At 39.6% G+C, this 15699-nt stretch carries 13 protein-coding genes, 2 other RNA genes and 1 riboswitch; of the genes, 13 read left to right on the plus strand and 2 right to left on the minus strand.

Annotated features, from left to right (window positions below; genetic code table 11):
- Positions 1 to 203: 203 nt before the first annotated feature.
- From QNH29_RS13310 to helD, 3 genes are all read left to right on the plus strand, one after another.
- Complete coding sequence (locus QNH29_RS13310; protein WP_283865229.1) at positions 204 to 1208, plus strand: peptidoglycan recognition protein family protein; 1005 nt, start codon at positions 204 to 206, stop codon at positions 1206 to 1208.
- Positions 1209 to 1388: 180 nt separating this feature from the next.
- The gene (locus QNH29_RS13315; RefSeq protein WP_283865230.1) at positions 1389 to 1574 is read left to right on the plus strand and encodes a hypothetical protein; all 186 of its coding nucleotides are present in this window, start codon (positions 1389 to 1391) and stop codon (positions 1572 to 1574) included.
- A gap of 157 nt (positions 1575 to 1731) precedes the next feature.
- Positions 1732 to 4038, plus strand: a complete 2307-nt coding sequence (helD, locus tag QNH29_RS13320) for an RNA polymerase recycling motor HelD (RefSeq protein ID WP_283865231.1) — start codon at positions 1732 to 1734, stop codon at positions 4036 to 4038.
- 64 nt (positions 4039 to 4102) lie between these two features.
- Here the strand turns inward: helD and ffs are convergent.
- An RNA gene (ffs, locus tag QNH29_RS13325) (signal recognition particle sRNA large type) lies at positions 4103 to 4368 on the minus strand.
- A gap of 54 nt (positions 4369 to 4422) precedes the next feature.
- Positions 4423 to 4807: RNase P RNA component class B (gene rnpB, locus QNH29_RS13330), an RNA gene on the minus strand.
- Between the two features lie 182 nt (positions 4808 to 4989).
- Here rnpB and QNH29_RS13335 point away from each other — a divergent pair.
- From QNH29_RS13335 to QNH29_RS13380, 10 genes are all read left to right on the plus strand, one after another.
- Entirely contained in the window at positions 4990 to 6534 is a 1545-nt protein-coding gene (locus QNH29_RS13335; protein WP_283865232.1) for a spore germination protein, read from the plus strand.
- Positions 6515 to 7615 carry a GerAB/ArcD/ProY family transporter gene (locus QNH29_RS13340; protein WP_283865233.1) on the plus strand — a complete coding sequence of 367 codons (1101 nt, stop codon included), beginning with the start codon at positions 6515 to 6517 and terminating at the stop codon, positions 7613 to 7615. Before QNH29_RS13335 ends, QNH29_RS13340 begins: the two co-directional genes overlap by 20 nt.
- The gene (locus QNH29_RS13345; protein ID WP_283865234.1) at positions 7612 to 8718 is read left to right on the plus strand and encodes a Ger(x)C family spore germination protein; all 1107 of its coding nucleotides are present in this window, start codon (positions 7612 to 7614) and stop codon (positions 8716 to 8718) included. The genes QNH29_RS13340 and QNH29_RS13345 overlap by 4 nt, the downstream gene beginning before the upstream one ends.
- Before the next feature lie 131 nt (positions 8719 to 8849).
- Positions 8850 to 9224, plus strand: coding sequence for a DoxX family protein (locus tag QNH29_RS13350; protein ID WP_283865235.1), 375 nt, complete (start codon positions 8850 to 8852; stop codon positions 9222 to 9224).
- A 180-nt stretch (positions 9225 to 9404) separates the two neighbouring features.
- A riboswitch (SAM riboswitch) is annotated at positions 9405 to 9513 on the plus strand.
- Positions 9514 to 9701: 188 nt separating this feature from the next.
- Positions 9702 to 10721: a BMP family lipoprotein gene (locus QNH29_RS13355; RefSeq protein WP_283865236.1), complete on the plus strand. Its 1020-nt coding sequence runs from the start codon at positions 9702 to 9704 to the stop codon at positions 10719 to 10721.
- Between the two features lie 62 nt (positions 10722 to 10783).
- Positions 10784 to 12322 (plus strand): ABC transporter ATP-binding protein, encoded by a 1539-nt coding sequence (locus tag QNH29_RS13360; RefSeq protein WP_283865237.1) that lies wholly within the window; start codon positions 10784 to 10786, stop codon positions 12320 to 12322.
- On the plus strand, positions 12288 to 13364 hold the full coding sequence (locus tag QNH29_RS13365; RefSeq protein WP_283865238.1) for an ABC transporter permease: 1077 nt from the start codon (positions 12288 to 12290) through the stop codon (positions 13362 to 13364). Before QNH29_RS13360 ends, QNH29_RS13365 begins: the two co-directional genes overlap by 35 nt.
- The gene (locus tag QNH29_RS13370) at positions 13351 to 14268 is read left to right on the plus strand and encodes an ABC transporter permease (RefSeq protein ID WP_283865239.1); all 918 of its coding nucleotides are present in this window, start codon (positions 13351 to 13353) and stop codon (positions 14266 to 14268) included. Before QNH29_RS13365 ends, QNH29_RS13370 begins: the two co-directional genes overlap by 14 nt.
- A 20-nt stretch (positions 14269 to 14288) precedes the next feature.
- A complete protein-coding gene (locus QNH29_RS13375) occupies positions 14289 to 14951 on the plus strand; it encodes a sulfite oxidase-like oxidoreductase (RefSeq protein ID WP_283865240.1) in 663 nt (220 codons plus the stop codon).
- Positions 14944 to 15672, plus strand: a complete 729-nt coding sequence (locus tag QNH29_RS13380) for a nucleoside phosphorylase (protein ID WP_283865241.1) — start codon at positions 14944 to 14946, stop codon at positions 15670 to 15672. Before QNH29_RS13375 ends, QNH29_RS13380 begins: the two co-directional genes overlap by 8 nt.
- The last annotated feature ends 27 nt before the right edge of the window (positions 15673 to 15699 follow it).

The raw sequence follows: 15699 nt of genomic DNA on the forward strand, positions 1-15699 counted from the left end.
GGTATACGAAAAAAAATAAAATTGGTTTCACCCAAGTCTGATGTCGTGTCTTCATAAAAATCATTTGGAACTAAATTTACCAAGAGGTACGTCTGTCATTTGTGTCTTTAGAATAAACTCATAGTTCATTTACAAACAATAATAAAGATAATATTGTGTTTATCAACTCAGTTTCCGGAATACATCAAGAAAGGAAAAAGTAAATGAAAAAACCATTTGTAATTTCATTTTGTTTGATTTTCTTACTGCTTATGTATACTTCTCCTGTACTTGCAACTAATAACCCAAGAAATATATATGAAGTGAAATCAGGGGATTATTTATGGAAAATAGCCACAACCTACGGGACTTCTGTGGAAGATTTGAAATTAATAAATGGACTTCAATCTGATTTGCTAATTGTGGGTCAGAAATTGAGGGTTCCGATTATGTACGAAGTGGTTTCAGGGGATACTCTTTGGAAACTATCACAAACATTTAATTCTACAGTGCAATTAATAAAGACAGCTAATGGACTTACATCCGATGCAATTTATGTTGGGCAAAAAATAAAAATTCCTCCTAAAAAACTGAACATGCAAGGACAATTTATACTTATGAATAGAGAGGAATTTAAAGATTGGATCTTTAACCAAAAGTTTATTAGAAAAGTGGGCAAGATCCAACAACATCATACATACCAACCGTCTTATCAAGCATTTAATGGGTCAAATCATTTTGCTTTGTTAAATGGTATGAAGGATTATCATGTAAATGGGATGAAATGGAGTGATATCAGTCAGCAATTAACCACATTTCCAGATGGAACTGTAGCAGTAGGAAGACCATTTAATACGCCTCCTGAGGGGTCATTTGGGTTACTGAATAAGTCAGTTATGCATGCCATTGAAGCTGACGCTTTAGCAATTGAAAACGTTGGTAACTTTGATGCTGAGCATATGACGGCTGAACAAAAAGAAACTATTATAACGGTCACAGCATTACTTATGTTGAAATATGGATTAACGCCCTCCATTGACAGTATTACCTACCACCATTGGTGGGATATTAATTCGGGGGAACGGGTGTTAGATAACGGTCATGGGCACGCCATTAAAACATGTCCTGGAACTGGTTTTTTTGGTGGAAATTCCACAGCGGATGCAAAAAACAATTTTTATCCGCTAGTGACAAAAAAAATGCAGGAAATTTTAATGACAATCAAATAGCCCAACATGCCTTAAATACTAGAATAAAATGTCAGGACTTTCAATTTTGGAGGTCCTATTTTTTCTGAATTCTAAATACAAACATGATTAGTACAAGAAGGAATATTTCCAGCCTGAGTAAAATATTTATATAAAAAACCACCATTGTCCCTGTAGAGATTCTAGAAGGGAGCAAAGTCTTTGAATCGGAATCGAAATCGAAATGTCCAATTAACCATATTTCTGTTATTTTGCTTACTTATCATTCTGATTGTTCATGCAGTTCTTCATATTAAAATTTACATTGTGTACAGCACAGGAATTGGTCCGATTTTTGTGATCGGATTGATTATTTTCCTAATGGTCCTGTTATATTACAAAGGTTGATAGAAATGTAACAAATAAATTGAATTTACAATTTATTAATGGTAAAATATAGCTCCATTGTGAATGAAAACATCTGCAAAAATGATTTGTAGATGTTTCTTTTTGTGTCTGTTCGGCATGGCTAAAAGCTGATAGGGAGAGGTGACCGTTTAAGAGAATGAGTTCAAAAAAAGAGAAATCAGTTCGTGATCACAAAGATTATCAATTAGAAGTTGAGCGCTTAGAGTTTACCAAAGAATACATAAAAAATGTTTTGGAAATGTCAAAGGGGAATAAAGAACAATTCGTAGAAAATCTGAAGGAAGCTTTTGCTGAGCTGGATACATCTGATAGTAGTTTAAGTTACATGACACTACTAACGAATGCACAGTACCTAGAATTAGCACAGAGTGAATTGGAAAGATTGGCCAGCATCATTGGTAAGCCTTACTTTTCAAGAATTAATTTTAAAAGCAGCGGCGATACTGACGAAGAAATCCTGTATATCGGAAAAGCATCGCTCTTTGACCGTGTCAACCAGATTCCCATTATTGTTGATTGGCGCTCACCAATTGCAAACGTTTACTATGATGGCAGGCTGGGTGAGGTTTCCTATGATGCCTACGGTGAAACACAAAGTGGTTATCTATCTCTAAAAAGACAATATGAAATTGAGGACGGGTTTTTAAGAGAAATTAGAGATATTGATTTAACTACACATGATGAACTCTTGCAAAAATCCTTATCGGGTAAGGCGGACAATCGCTTAACCGAAATTGTGGCGACCATTCAAAATGAACAAAATGATGTCATCCGGGCCTCTCTAAAACATCCGATTATCGTTCAAGGAGCTGCTGGAAGCGGTAAAACAACGATTGCACTCCATAGAATTTCTTACTTTCTCTATTCTTCAGGATATCGATTTCCTCCAGAAAAATTAATGATTCTTGCACCAAACCGATTATTTATTGATTACATTTCTGCTGTACTCCCTGATTTAGGGGTAAACAAAATTAAACAAACCACGTATATCGATTTTATGAGGAATTGCCTCGGCAAGAAAATTAAATTATTAACACCGAACTCAAAATTAATGGCCCTTATGAAAGGGGAAGAAAAATCAAAATGGTTACAATGGGTGTCTGGTTATAAAGGATCCATGGATTTTAAAGAACTAATCGACAATTATGTAAACGAAATCGAACATACCCTCGCACCAACAAAGGATTTTATTATTGAAAAATCGCTTCTGATGAGGGGGCAAAAAATCAATAAATTATTTTTAAAAGAATTTAACTACTTACCCATTTATAAAAGGCTGGATAAAATAAAAAATTTATTAGCCAATGATTTGCGATTAAAAAAATCGATCATACTGACCAAGATTAATAGTAAGTATGATGAAGCTTTAGAAAAGGCGCTTTACAACAACCGAATGAATGCGGATAAAAGAAGAGAAAAAGTCGTCACTATCATGGATACAAAGGAAAAACGCCTTCGTAACGTAGAGCGGGAGTCGAAAACGGCTATTAAAAATTATATGGATCCTTTTGTAAAAAAAGATATATTTACCTTATATAAGGAACTGATAACATCTCCTGAACTGTTACAAAAGTACTCACACACTCTCACTGAAAAGGAATGCAAGAAACTGAGCCTCTATAGTAAAAAGATTTTTGCGAAAAAAGCATGGGAGCTCGAGGATTTAGCCCCATTATTTTATATGAAAGCGAAACTAGAGGGTATTGATGAACCATATAAAATGAAGAGTGTTTTCATAGATGAGGCACAGGACTACAGCTATTTTCAGTTTGCTGCCATGAAAGAAGGTTTTGAAACAGAATTGTTTACAATTGTGGGAGACTTAGCCCAAGGAATTCATTCTTATCGCGGGTTAAACAGCTGGGAGCCGCTAGTCACGGAAATTTTTCCAAATGCTAATTATCATGCCTTGCAAAAAAGTTATCGAACTACGGTTGAAATCATGCATTTAGCAAATGACATTCTTGCGATTATGGGCAAAGACCTGCCAATTGTACAACCGGTCATCCGACATGGGGACAAACCACGCTTTACAAAAATTGACCCTAGCAACCTTCAACAACAAAGAGAATTACTAGAAAAAGACATTCATGCACTCAAAGAGCGAGAACTCAACTCAATAGCGGTCATTGGAAAAAACGAAAGCGAGTGTTTGCGGATTTATAAAATGCTCGAGACTTGTGATTTTCCTATCCAGCTTTTAGAAGAAAAAGAGGATATGAAAAAGGGGAGCGTCGTCATCGTACCTTCCTATCTTTCAAAAGGATTGGAATTTGATGCCGTCCTGATTGTCGCCTTGGAAGAACCGTATCGTGAAGAAGAGCTGGACATTAAATTATTGTATGTAGCCATGACAAGGCCAATGCATAGGTTGTATTTGTATTCAAGCGAGCCATCACAATTGTTATTAGAAAAAGTAAACACTTCTCATTTTGAAATATAAAATAAAAAGTGCCAGGCACCATTCAATTTACGAATGGTGCCTGGCACTTTTCGGATATGTAACACCGTGCACCTGCCTTTGATGAGAACAAACAAGCGTTACTTGTAAAGATTAGCTCAAACTAGGCTTCCCCACGGCACATGGTAGTGACTACTTATGGCTGCTTCCTTCCAGACCTGACCAGATTCATAGGTACCATTGCGCAGGACCCAGTTTTTCAACACTATTTTTACAAGGCAGACCTTACATGCTCAAACCTCGGGCAGGAGTTCAACCCCGCTATGGCGGATTGCGGGTGATAGGGCACCGCCAACTCCCCGTCTAGCACGGTATGTATAGGCTAGACTGTTACTTATGTTAAGTTATAAAGCCGGCGCATGAAATGGCTGTAAGCCAGGTTCTGTTCCTGCGTGCTCAAACGATGCCAATCTCGCACAACAGGTGTAATCATATGACTATCAGTCACAAAGACCGATCCATCCGTTTGGTTCATCATTCCCGCAGGATGGTGCCCCTACCAAAGTTTGGGTTGCTCGCTCGTGGGGTTTACCCGTTCCATTTCTTCTGTTTCCAGAAGAATTCGTCACTGTGGCACTTTCAGGGTACTCTCAGCATATCCAAATGGACTTAGCATAATTTCCCCGCCGTCAGCAGAATGGAATCTGCTGCCCACCTTTGCAGATGGCACGAACACTCCGGGCATCTCAGCACCGGGCGAGCCTGGACTTTCCTCAACTCATGTAAACATGAGCCGCGATTACTCACCATTTCATGTTTGTTTTGTTACTCTCGACTACGTTAACTAATATATCATAGTAAAAAGATTGTGGTCACTAGGAGAATCGACCCAGAGGTGGAAAATTAAGGATAGTCTAAAAATGAAAAGCAAGATTGACATAGTTCACACCTTTTTTGGGGAAAGTATTGGAAAAAAGATCAATGGAGTAAAAAATGAAATACATTTCTCGTGGATTTAAGAGACATATAAAGAAAGGATTCAAACAAGTTCCTTCTGATCAGGAGTCTAAACCATTTGCAGAGGTATTTACTTCAATAGATCAGAACATTTCTTTTATAAAAAATACTTTTTCATGTTCAGATGATTTAATCATTAAGGAATTTAAGGTGAGAAATAACCGGGGAATCCTTGTCTACCTAAATACGATGAGCGATTCGGAGAAAATTCAAAATAATATTTTAAGTCCGTTACTAGAAGCAAATGGTGACCAACTCGAAAGTGTACTTAATGCTAAATTTCTAAAATCAGAAAACTTAAACAAAGCGAAAGAAGAACTTTTAAATGGCTCTTGTATTATCCTCTTCGATAGAGACAACAAATTTTACAGGTTAGAAGTGGCGATCTCCAAAGATCGGGCAGTCGTAGAACCTAATAATGAACAAGTAATAAAGGGATCTCATGAAGGTTTTGTTGAAAACCTTTTAATCAATCTACATTTAATTCGAAAATCAGTAAGAACTGCAGACTTGGTCATGGAACATGTTTCTGTGGGTGCGAATATTGAATCCAAACTAACCATGGTATATCTGAAAAATCTTGCAAATCAAGACATAATAAAAGAATTTAAACGCAGGATTGATTATATTTCTATGGATCATATACCAAGTATTGGATCTCTTCAGGAATTAATAGAAGATTCTACCTGGTCACCTTTTCCACAGATTTTAAGTACAGAAAGAGTAGATCGTGTAATCGGTCATCTAAATGAAGGTCGAGTAGCGATACTTATGGAAGGCGGTCCTTCTTGTTTACTTATACCAGTCACATTCTTTGCATTTTTTCATTCACCTGATGATTATAATTCACGATGGATGATTGGAACGTTTATCCGTTCCATGAGACTTGTGAGCATTGCTATTGCGGTTAATTTACCTGCCATTTACATTGCGGTCATTGGTTTTCATTTCGAAGTACTGCCGGATGATTTAGTTCTGCCGGTTGTAAGTTCCATCCGTAATATTCCATTTCCCCCATTAATTGAGGCACTTGTCATGGAGTTAACCATTGAGCTGATCCGTGAGGCAGGGGTAAGGCTGCCAGCGAGAATTGGTCAAACCATTGGTATAGTAGGGGGTCTTGTTATTGGCGACGCAGTTGTCCGTGCAGGACTCGTTTCGAATACAATGATTGTAGTTGTCGCAATTACGGCGGTTGCAGCCTACAGCATCCCTTCAACAGAAATGAGCGATGCCGTTCGATTTTTGCGCTTTCCCCATATGATTCTTGCTTCAACGTTTGGATTCGTTGGGATTGTTTTTGGATTTATGTTTACATTAGCTCATTTATGCCGGTTAGAATCATTTGGTACACCCTATTTTGCACCTTGGGCACCATTTCGATTGAAGGATATAAAAGATACTTTTATTCGGCTGCCACTTTGGAAATTTAATACGCGTCCGCTCGATTCAAAACCGAAAATGTTGAGAAAGCAATCCTTGTCAAGAGGGTGGAAGACGAATGAAACAAACCGCGAATAAAATCACAAATAAACAGCTGGTATTTATGATTATTCAGGCACAAATTGGTGTAGGAATATTATCATTACCACATGATGTAGCATCGATCTCTAAACAGGACGCCTGGATTTCAACTATCATAGCAGGAGTCATATCACAAGCGGTTGTTTTCGTCTTTTGGGGACTATGCAGAAGATTTCCTGACCTGTCACTGTATCAAATACTTCCAAAATTACTAGGGAGAGTGTTCGGGAAGATACTGATTCTCAGTTATTCCTTGTACTTTATGTTAACAGGGAGTTTAGTTCTAGCGAGGTATAGTGACATTATCGATAAATGGATTTTGCCTCATACCCCTAATTGGATCACGATGATTTTAATGCTATTAACGTGTATTTACATTGTCAGTGAAGGTTTAACTAGTATTGCAAGATTCTATGTACTGGTATCGCCAATTTTGGTGGTATTAGTAGCTTTGATTTCTTATGCAATGAAAGATGCGAACTTACTGTATCTCTTTCCAATAGGGGATCATAGCATACCAACGATCTTGAAAGGAACAAAAGAAGCAGCTTTCTCGTTGTTGGGCTTTGAACTTTTTCTCTTTATCCATCCGTATGTTCATTCTTCCGGAAAAGAAAAGCTCATTGCGATAACGACAGCAAACCTCTTTGTCATAAGCTTTTATACCTTTTTGGTGATCGCTAGTCTTGTCTTTTTCGAACCCAGTGTGGATATTGGACTGACTCCTGAGCCGTTATTGTATATGATTAAAGCTTATTCGTTTCAGGTTCTCGAAAGGACGGATTTATTTTTCCTATCACTGTGGCTTGTTATCGTAGCGACTTCCATTGCAAACTGGCTATTATTATCGTCAATGGGGTTAGCCAGTCTAGTTCAAAAAAAACACTATGCCCCATTTCTGCCGATTGTTGCTGGGATCTATTTAGTTTTGGCTCTTATCCCCGATCAAGGGAAAGACTTTGAACGATTTAATCAGATACTTGGGCCTTCGCACTATATTTTTATTGTCATTATTCCTGTACTTCTATTTATTCTTTCGTTTATTTTGACAAAAAAAGAAGTGGTGAATAAGGCATGAAAAACAATAAGATTCTCTTACTCATAATCTGTTTGTTACTAACTGGCTGTTGGGATCAGCACCTGATGAAAAATGCCGTATTGGTTCAGATTTTAAGTTTTGATTTAACTCCAGAAGAAGAACTTTTATTAGGGGTATCCATCCCGATTATCGAGGAGTCCTCTGGGGGTCCGCAAGCCATGGTGAAAAGTGAAACATTCTCTGCCACCGGTCATACACCAAGGGACAGCCGTATGAAAATCGACCGTGAAATTGCTGGAATATTAGATACATCTAAAAATAAACTAATCCTATTCGGCGAACGTATGGCTGGTACTGGGATTTATTCCTCACTGGATGTCATTTGGAGAGATCCACGTAATTCACTGGGTGCTACACTAGTGGTTGTGGAAGGGGAGGCAGTCGACCTGCTTGGGATTAAACCAAAACATGAGACAAACGTAAGCGAATATATACAAGATGCTATTACAAGTGCAGAAGAAAACTCAATCATTCCGAGTCAAACGATCCAGACGCTTGCTTCAGAAATGATTGATCCCGGAGAAGATATCGTCCTCCCTTTTCTAACAATGGATAAAAAGAAAAGCGCAGTGGTTGTTGGACTAGCCCTAATGAATGAGAAAAAGTATGCAGGAAATTTACCGCCACAAGAGTCAACCCTCCTGCTTTTATTGAATAACAAAAAAGGTAAGAACGCACGGTTTACAAAAAAAGTAAATAATGAAAATCAGGAATTAAATGACTATATTTCCTTTAATATCCAAGATATGAAAAGAAAATTAAAAGTACAAGTTAAAGATAGGGAGATAGCTGTTTCGATAAAGTTAAATTTAAAGATAAGCGTTGAAGAGTATCCAAAGGGGGATGTTCCGGAGGACATAGATCGTCTAAATAAGTTATTATCAAAAGAGCTTACAGAAGACGCGAAAAAGGTTATTAAAAAAATGCAGCAGGCGAATTGTGATGCATTTGGAATTGGAAGGAGACTAATCGCCTTTCACCCCAAAACCTGGGAAGCTCAAGATCAAAAGGAATACTTTAAAAATATTACATTTAATACAGTAGTCGAAGCTGAAATCATCAAACACGGAATTGTTAGGTAACGATTTAAATTAGAAACCACGAGCATTAATTAGCTCCGTAGTTTCTTTTTTTAAAAAAGACGGAATATTCTTGAATTAAAAGTATATATGTATAGAGAAAGGAACTAACCTAATGAAGGGATGATGTCTGAATGGATTGGCTATGGCTGGTTGGTCGGGCAGTATTTGGTCTTTATTTTGCTTATTCAGGTCTAAATCATTTCATCCAATTTCAAGGTTTAAAACAGTATGCTTCCTATAAGGGAGTACCAGCACCAGGATTATCAGTAGTCGTAACGGGATTAATGCTGCTAGCGGGCGGTTTGAGTATCCTTACGGCATACTGGATTGAATGGGGACTCTATTTATTAGCAATATTCCTAGTTGTTTCAGCTTTCATGATGCATAATTTTTGGAAAGAAACAGATCAGAATGCAAAAGTAGGAGAAATGAATCAATTCCTAAAGAATATTGCATTAGCTGCCGCTGTTTTAATGTTACTTTCTATCACAAATTGGACTTGGTAAATTTTTTTTATACTGTAGTAAGGAAAAATATTACAAGAATAAACCGGTGAGGCAATTTTCCACCGGTTTATTTTTTTAATATTTAAATAGTATTGTAATTTTAAAACTTTTAGAATATAATAATTTTAGTTTTTATTATTGCTATGTTGTATATATAGTTTCACAAAATACATATGATTTACCTTATCAAGAGAGGCAGAGGGACTGGCCCGATGACGCCCGGCAACCGCTATTTTTAAATAGTATGGTGCCAAATCCTACAGAACAAGTATGTTCTGAAAGATAAGGAAGAGTATAGTAAAAAACCCTCTTCCTATTTTTCGGAAGAGGGTTTTTTAATGGAGCGAAACAGCAAAACACGAACATTAAAATAAAATATTTTAAAAATGTTCGATTTTGTATTGCTATATTTGATAATTTTTAGTAAATTAATAAACAAATAGGAATAAAAACGAAATATATCACAGGGGGAACAACATGAGAAAACTATTTTCACTTATCGCATTAGCCTTAGTCCTGCTTGTCGCAGGATGTGGAGCACAAGAATCATCCGGGAAAGATACATCGCCAAGCAAAGAGGATAAGAAGAAAATCGCACTTGTCCTGCCTGAGAAAATCGGTGTTAACCCATTCTTCCAGCAAATGGATGAAGGGGCGAAACAAGCGGCTGAGGAATTTGGAGTTGAATTAAACACAATCGAATCTACGGATCATTCAGCGATCGAAGAAAACCTTCGTGTAGCTGTGGCAGAAGGATATGATTTAATCATTACCTCATCATTTGAATCAGAGGATGCATTGAAGAAGGTAGCAACAGAAAATCCAGATCGCCAATTTGCGATTATTGATACAGTGGTAGACCTTCCAAATGTTCAAAGTGTTAATTTCAGAGAACACGAAGCGGCATTCCTACTAGGAGCTGCAGCAGGTCTTTCTACCAAGACAGATAAAGTCGGTATGGTAGTAGCGATGGATATTCCGTTAATGAAAAAATGGACAGTTGCCTTTGAACAAGGGTTAAAGGAAACCAATGCAGACGCAGAGTTTCTAGTAAACTATGTTGGAGGATTTACCGATCCTGCAAAAGCTAAAGAATTAGCATTGTTACAAGCTTCTAAAGGGGCAGACTTTGTGGCAGGGGCTGCTGCAGTAGGCGACCTAGGTGTATTTGAGGCAGCAAAAGAACAAGGCTTCTTTACTTCTGGTCAGGACGTAGACCGTACAGAGGTAGATCCAGAGCACGTGGTTCTGTCACAGCTTAAAGGGACAGACGCTGCTGCATATGAAACAGTAAAAGCATTTGCAAATGGCAATTTTAAATCAGGTGTTGTCGAGTATGGATTGAAGGAAAAGGGCGTTGGCTTAACATATGTAACACATGAAAGCAAAACTCCTCTTAACAGCTTTGTTGGACAAGAAGTGATTGACCAAGTAAAAGCTCTTCATGAAGAAATTGTATCTGGAAAAAGAGAAATTAAAAATCCACTGAGCAATTAATCTGAAAACGTAAACCGACTGCACCTTGTAGTCGGTTTCGATTTTTAAAGGGGGGGTAAACCATGACCTACGTGTTAGAAATGAAGGAAATGACCAAAAAGTACGGCGAGTTCCTTGCGAATGACAGGATTTCGATACGGCTGAAAAAAGGAGAGGTTTTGGCCATTGTCGGAGAAAATGGTGCCGGCAAAACGACCCTTATGCGGATGCTTTACGGTCTGGAGCAGCCTACAAGTGGTGAAATCCTACTCAATGGAAAGACAATCAAATTTTCAGGACCGCTTGATGCGATTGAGAACGGAATCGGTATGGTGCATCAGCACTTTATGTTATTTTCTGATTTTTCGGTAACGGAAAACATTGTTATTGGTCATGAACCGAATCGGAATGGTTTTTTTAATAGAAAAGCTGCGGCCGAAAAAGTAAAGGAACTAAGCGATCAGTATAAAATCAATGTTAACCCATTGAAAAAAGCAGGGGAATGCTCGATAGGGGAGCAGCAGCGGATTGAAATATTAAAAGTGTTATATCAGGGTGCCGATATAATCATACTCGACGAACCCACAGCGGTCTTGACACCTCTTGAAGTTGAGGAACTTTTAAAAACCATTGAATTTTTAGCAGAGCAGGGCAAGAGCATTATTCTCATTACCCATAAGCTTCCAGAAGTAATGAAGGTAGCGGACCAAATTACCGTGCTAAGAAATGGCCGGGTGACAGGAAATGTGTTAAAACAACATACCGATGTTGAACAGTTAGCTACCTTGATGGTTGGACGTGAGCTCCAAAAGCTTACACAACGAGTCCAATTGGACGGTGAACCGCTTTTAGTAGTCGATAACCTTTCCATTGGCGGGAAAGAGGAGAAACCAATCTTGGATGATCTTTCCTTAACCGTACACCGCGGAGAAATTGTCGGAATTGCCGGAGTATCAGGGAATGGTCAGTCCGAGCTGATCCAGGCAATTACAGGTTTAAGAAAAATCGATAGTGGCAACATTCGCTTAGGAGAGACAACATTAACAGGGAAATCTGTTGCAAATCGAAGAAGTGCGGGTCTTGCCCATATTCCTGAAGACCGTTACCTATGGGGAGCGGCGAAGGAAGCTTCGGTCGAAGAAACAGGGTTAATGGGATATTATCGCAAGAAAAATTACAATCAATCTTCCTTTATTCGTGTCAACGCATTCCGCAAGCTTCTTAAAGGATGGATTGACCGATTCGAAATTAAAACTCCTTCATTAGATGAAAAATCAGGAAACCTTTCTGGCGGAAACTTGCAAAAACTAATTGTCGCCCGTGAACTAGGATTTGAAACGGATTTTCTTATTGCTGCAGAACCGACTCGAGGTGTCGATATCGGTGCGATGGAATATATTCATGAAGCAATCATTGAGAAACGAAATAATGGAGATGGAATTCTCCTGGTATCTTCGGAGTTATCGGAAATACTCGCTTTATCAGACAGAATTGCTGTCATGTATGAAGGGAAAATTGTCGACATTCTCAATCGAAAAGAAGCAACGGAAGAGAGATTAAGTGTACTAATGGCAGGAGGAAACAAGAATGAATCTTCAACGAAAACTACAACAACTGCTTAAATCGTTGGTACAGCCTCTTACGGCCGTGTTGATTGGGCTTTTGACAGGTGCTGTTGCGATTAGTTTAGTAGGGGCTTCTGTTTTAGAAACCTATAAGGTCATGTGGGACGGGGCATTTGGTAACTTTTACTTTGTTACTGCTACATTTGCGCGCGCCACTCCTATCATTTTGATCGGTTTAGGGTTGGCCATCGCCTTTCGCGCTGGTGTCTTCAATATGGGTGCAGAAGGGCAAATGGTGTTAGGTGCTGTCAGTGCGGCCCTTGCTGCTTTATATGTTCCTGGATCTGGAATTCTTAAAATACTAGCTGCATTGGCAGCGGGATTTTTAGCTGGAGGCTTATGGTCACTCCTTGCAGGATGGATGGAGACTAGATTCAAAGTACAATTATTAATATCTACGTTACTGTTAAACTATGTAGCGGTATTTTTTGCAGGTTATTTAGTTTCGCACCCGTTTCAAGACAAAAGTGGATCGGCTGCATTAGCGCAGACACCAATGATAGATCAGGTTGCATGGCTGCCTAAATTATTCCCGGGTATGAGTGTTCATGTGGGATTTGTGATTGCCATTGTATTAGCGATTATTCTATTCATTATTCTGCGTTTCACATCAGCGGGGTACGAAGTAAGAATGCTTGGTTATAACCCATTTTTTGCTGAGTATGGCGGAATTAACAAAATAAAGGTTCTATTGTACAGTATGTTCTTTAGCGGCGGGATCGCAGGACTAGCTGGGACAGTGGAAGTTCTCGGATCACAATACCGCTATGTGGAAGGTTCCCTGACGGTTCCAGGCTATGCATGGACAGGGCTAATGGCAGCACTTTTAGCAAATTCGAATCCTCTTGGCACGGCGGTAGCGGCAATTCTGCTTGCCGCACTTCAAACAGGTGCAATGGGCATGGAACGCAATACGGAGGTTCCGCTTGAAATTGCCAGTGTGATTCAGGGTGTGCTCATCCTATTTGTAACAGCTAAAATCACCATGAATTGGTGGAAAGTAAAGAAGAAAGGCGGGGACATCCATGGAGCTGCTTGATCTCTCCTTTTTTACATCAGCGATTCGAATGATCAGTCCTATTCTTTTGGCAGCTTTAGGCGGAGCATTATGTGCCCGCGTTGGAATTTTTAATGTTGGCCTTGAAGGTTTAATTTTAGCAGGTGCTTTTTCTGCCATTGTTGGAAATTATTTTAGCGGTAGTGTGCTTGTGGCCGTTTTAGCAGGTGCACTGGGTTCCGTACTTGTTTCATTGCTATTCGGTCTGGCAGCGATTCGATTAAAAGCAAACCCGATTGTAGCAGGTATTGCGATTAACTTTTTAGTGCTCGGTTTGACTACGTTTGGATTGCGAGCCATTTTTGATGTAAAAGGGGCTTTTTATGATAAAAACATGGAAGGACTTCCAAAGGTCGACATTCCGGTAATTGAAGGGATTCCCGTACTAGGGAAACTTCTTTCGGGACATTCACCACTTGTTTATATTGCCTTTCTAGCGGCCATTGTGTTGTACATTTTCTTTTACCGTACCGTTACCGGCTTCCGGGTCCTTGCGGTAGGCAAAAATGAAGCAGCAGCCAGAAGTCTTGGCCTAAAGGTTACCCTTTTACAATATGGTGCGATTGTTGCGTGTGGAATCCTTTGCGGTTTGGCTGGTGCCCAGCTCTCACTTGGACAAGTAACGATGTTTACAGAGGGCATGACGGCTGGACGGGGCTTTATCGCTCTTGTTGCCATGATGTTAGGTCAATCCCATCCAATCGGTATCGTTGGGTCAAGCTTACTATTTGGATTGATGGATGCGCTGAGCATCAGACTTCAGGGCTTTTCAATGCCAACTCAATTCACAGCGATGCTGCCATATATTATCACCATCTTCGCGATGTTCTTCCTAAAAGACCGCGGAGCAGATTCACAGCTATCAGGGCAGCAAAGCTCTAGGTAAGGTTAAGGAGGAAAAGGTTCATGAACAAGGCAGAAAGAATTAAAAAGACGAGAGTTCCGGCTGTTGATCCGAAATTGGCAAAACGCCTGCCGCCTGGACAGGCATTAACCGAACGTTTCCCGATTCTCCATGAAGGAGACGTACCCGTGTACGATATGGATAAATGGGATTTAAAAGTGTTTGGTGAAGTGGACAAAGAGGCTGTTCTATCTTATGAACAAATCAAACAAATGCCACAGACAACCATCAATGTCGACATACACTGTGTAACGCGCTGGTCTCGTTTTGACAATGGCTTTGCCGGTGTCAAATTCAGTGATTTTCTTAAGGAAATTGGTGTGACTCCTAAAAGTAAATATGTAATGCTGCATGGTGATTATGATTATACCGCTAATATTGCTTTAGAGGATCTGCTCAATGAGGATGTTATCTTGGCACACTCCTTTGAAGGAGAACCGTTAACAGCTAAGCATGGCTGGCCGCTGCGACTGGTTGTACCGCATCTATATTTTTGGAAAAGTGTAAAATGGATCCGCGGTATTGAGTTTATTGACGAAAATCAGCCAGGGTTCTGGGAGCAAAACGGTTTTCATATTAATGGTGATCCGTTTAAAGAAGAAAGATTCTTAGGAGAAGACCTGCCAATACCAGAAGATGAATGGGAGCGAAAAGACTTTGACTAAACAATTGCCAAATTTAAAATTAACATCAGATATCCTGCCGGAACGTGTTCTTGTATGCGGAGATCCTGGTCGTGCGAAAATTATTTCAGAGTTATTGGATAATCCTGTCCTACTTGCACAAAACCGTGAGTATCACACATACAGCGGCAGCTGGAAAGGACGTCAGGTAGCAGTTGTCAGCCATGGCGTTGGAGCACCTGGTGCAGCAGTATGTTTTGAAGAATTGATAATGGGCGGGGTACAGTCAATCATTCGAGTTGGGACAGCTGGCTCTTATCAAAAAGAGGTTACACCTGGAAGTTTGGTCGTTAGCACCGCAGCTGTCAGCTGTGATGGATTAACAAAACAAATTGTCCCTCCTGGATTCCCAGCCGTTGCAGACCGCAAAATCATCGAGGCATTAGTGGAAGCTTCGGGTACAGCTGGAAGCGACATTCCTTTAACAGAGGGGATCACCCTGACACTCGATGCCTTTTATTCGGGAGTACTCGAATTTCCACACCAGCTTTATAAAAAGGCGGGTGTTGTAGCTGTCGACATGGAAAACTCCGCTTTATTTGTTATTGCCGCATTAAAAGGGGTAAAAGCCGGAGCGATCATGGCGATTGACGGTTATGCGGACGCCGAGCTTCGTGATGAATACAATCCACACAATGACTTGGTTTCTAGCGCGGTAGAAGCGGAAATGAAAATAGCTTTAGATGCGATTGTATCGTTATAAAGGTCAACGGAAACCGTGGGATGGGTA

This window comes from Neobacillus sp. DY30 (genome assembly GCF_030123065.1).
GTDB lineage: Bacteria > Bacillota > Bacilli > Bacillales > Cytobacillaceae > Neobacillus.

Excerpts from the sequence above, each read along its gene's own strand:
- QNH29_RS13310 (WP_283865229.1), top strand. The coding sequence starts at position 204 with ATGAAAAAACCATTTGTAATTTCATTTTGTTTGATTTTCTTACTGCTT.
- helD (WP_283865231.1), top strand. The coding sequence starts at position 1,732 with ATGAGTTCAAAAAAAGAGAAATCAGTTCGTGATCACAAAGATTATCAA.
- QNH29_RS13335 (WP_283865232.1), top strand. The coding sequence starts at position 4,990 with ATGAAATACATTTCTCGTGGATTTAAGAGACATATAAAGAAAGGATTC.
- QNH29_RS13340 (WP_283865233.1), top strand. The coding sequence starts at position 6,515 with ATGAAACAAACCGCGAATAAAATCACAAATAAACAGCTGGTATTTATG.
- QNH29_RS13345 (WP_283865234.1), top strand. The coding sequence starts at position 7,612 with ATGAAAAACAATAAGATTCTCTTACTCATAATCTGTTTGTTACTAACT.
- QNH29_RS13350 (WP_283865235.1), top strand. The coding sequence starts at position 8,850 with ATGGATTGGCTATGGCTGGTTGGTCGGGCAGTATTTGGTCTTTATTTT.
- QNH29_RS13355 (WP_283865236.1), top strand. The coding sequence starts at position 9,702 with ATGAGAAAACTATTTTCACTTATCGCATTAGCCTTAGTCCTGCTTGTC.
- QNH29_RS13360 (WP_283865237.1), top strand. The coding sequence starts at position 10,784 with ATGACCTACGTGTTAGAAATGAAGGAAATGACCAAAAAGTACGGCGAG.
- QNH29_RS13365 (WP_283865238.1), top strand. The coding sequence starts at position 12,288 with ATGAATCTTCAACGAAAACTACAACAACTGCTTAAATCGTTGGTACAG.
- QNH29_RS13370 (WP_283865239.1), top strand. The coding sequence starts at position 13,351 with ATGGAGCTGCTTGATCTCTCCTTTTTTACATCAGCGATTCGAATGATC.
- QNH29_RS13375 (WP_283865240.1), top strand. The coding sequence starts at position 14,289 with ATGAACAAGGCAGAAAGAATTAAAAAGACGAGAGTTCCGGCTGTTGAT.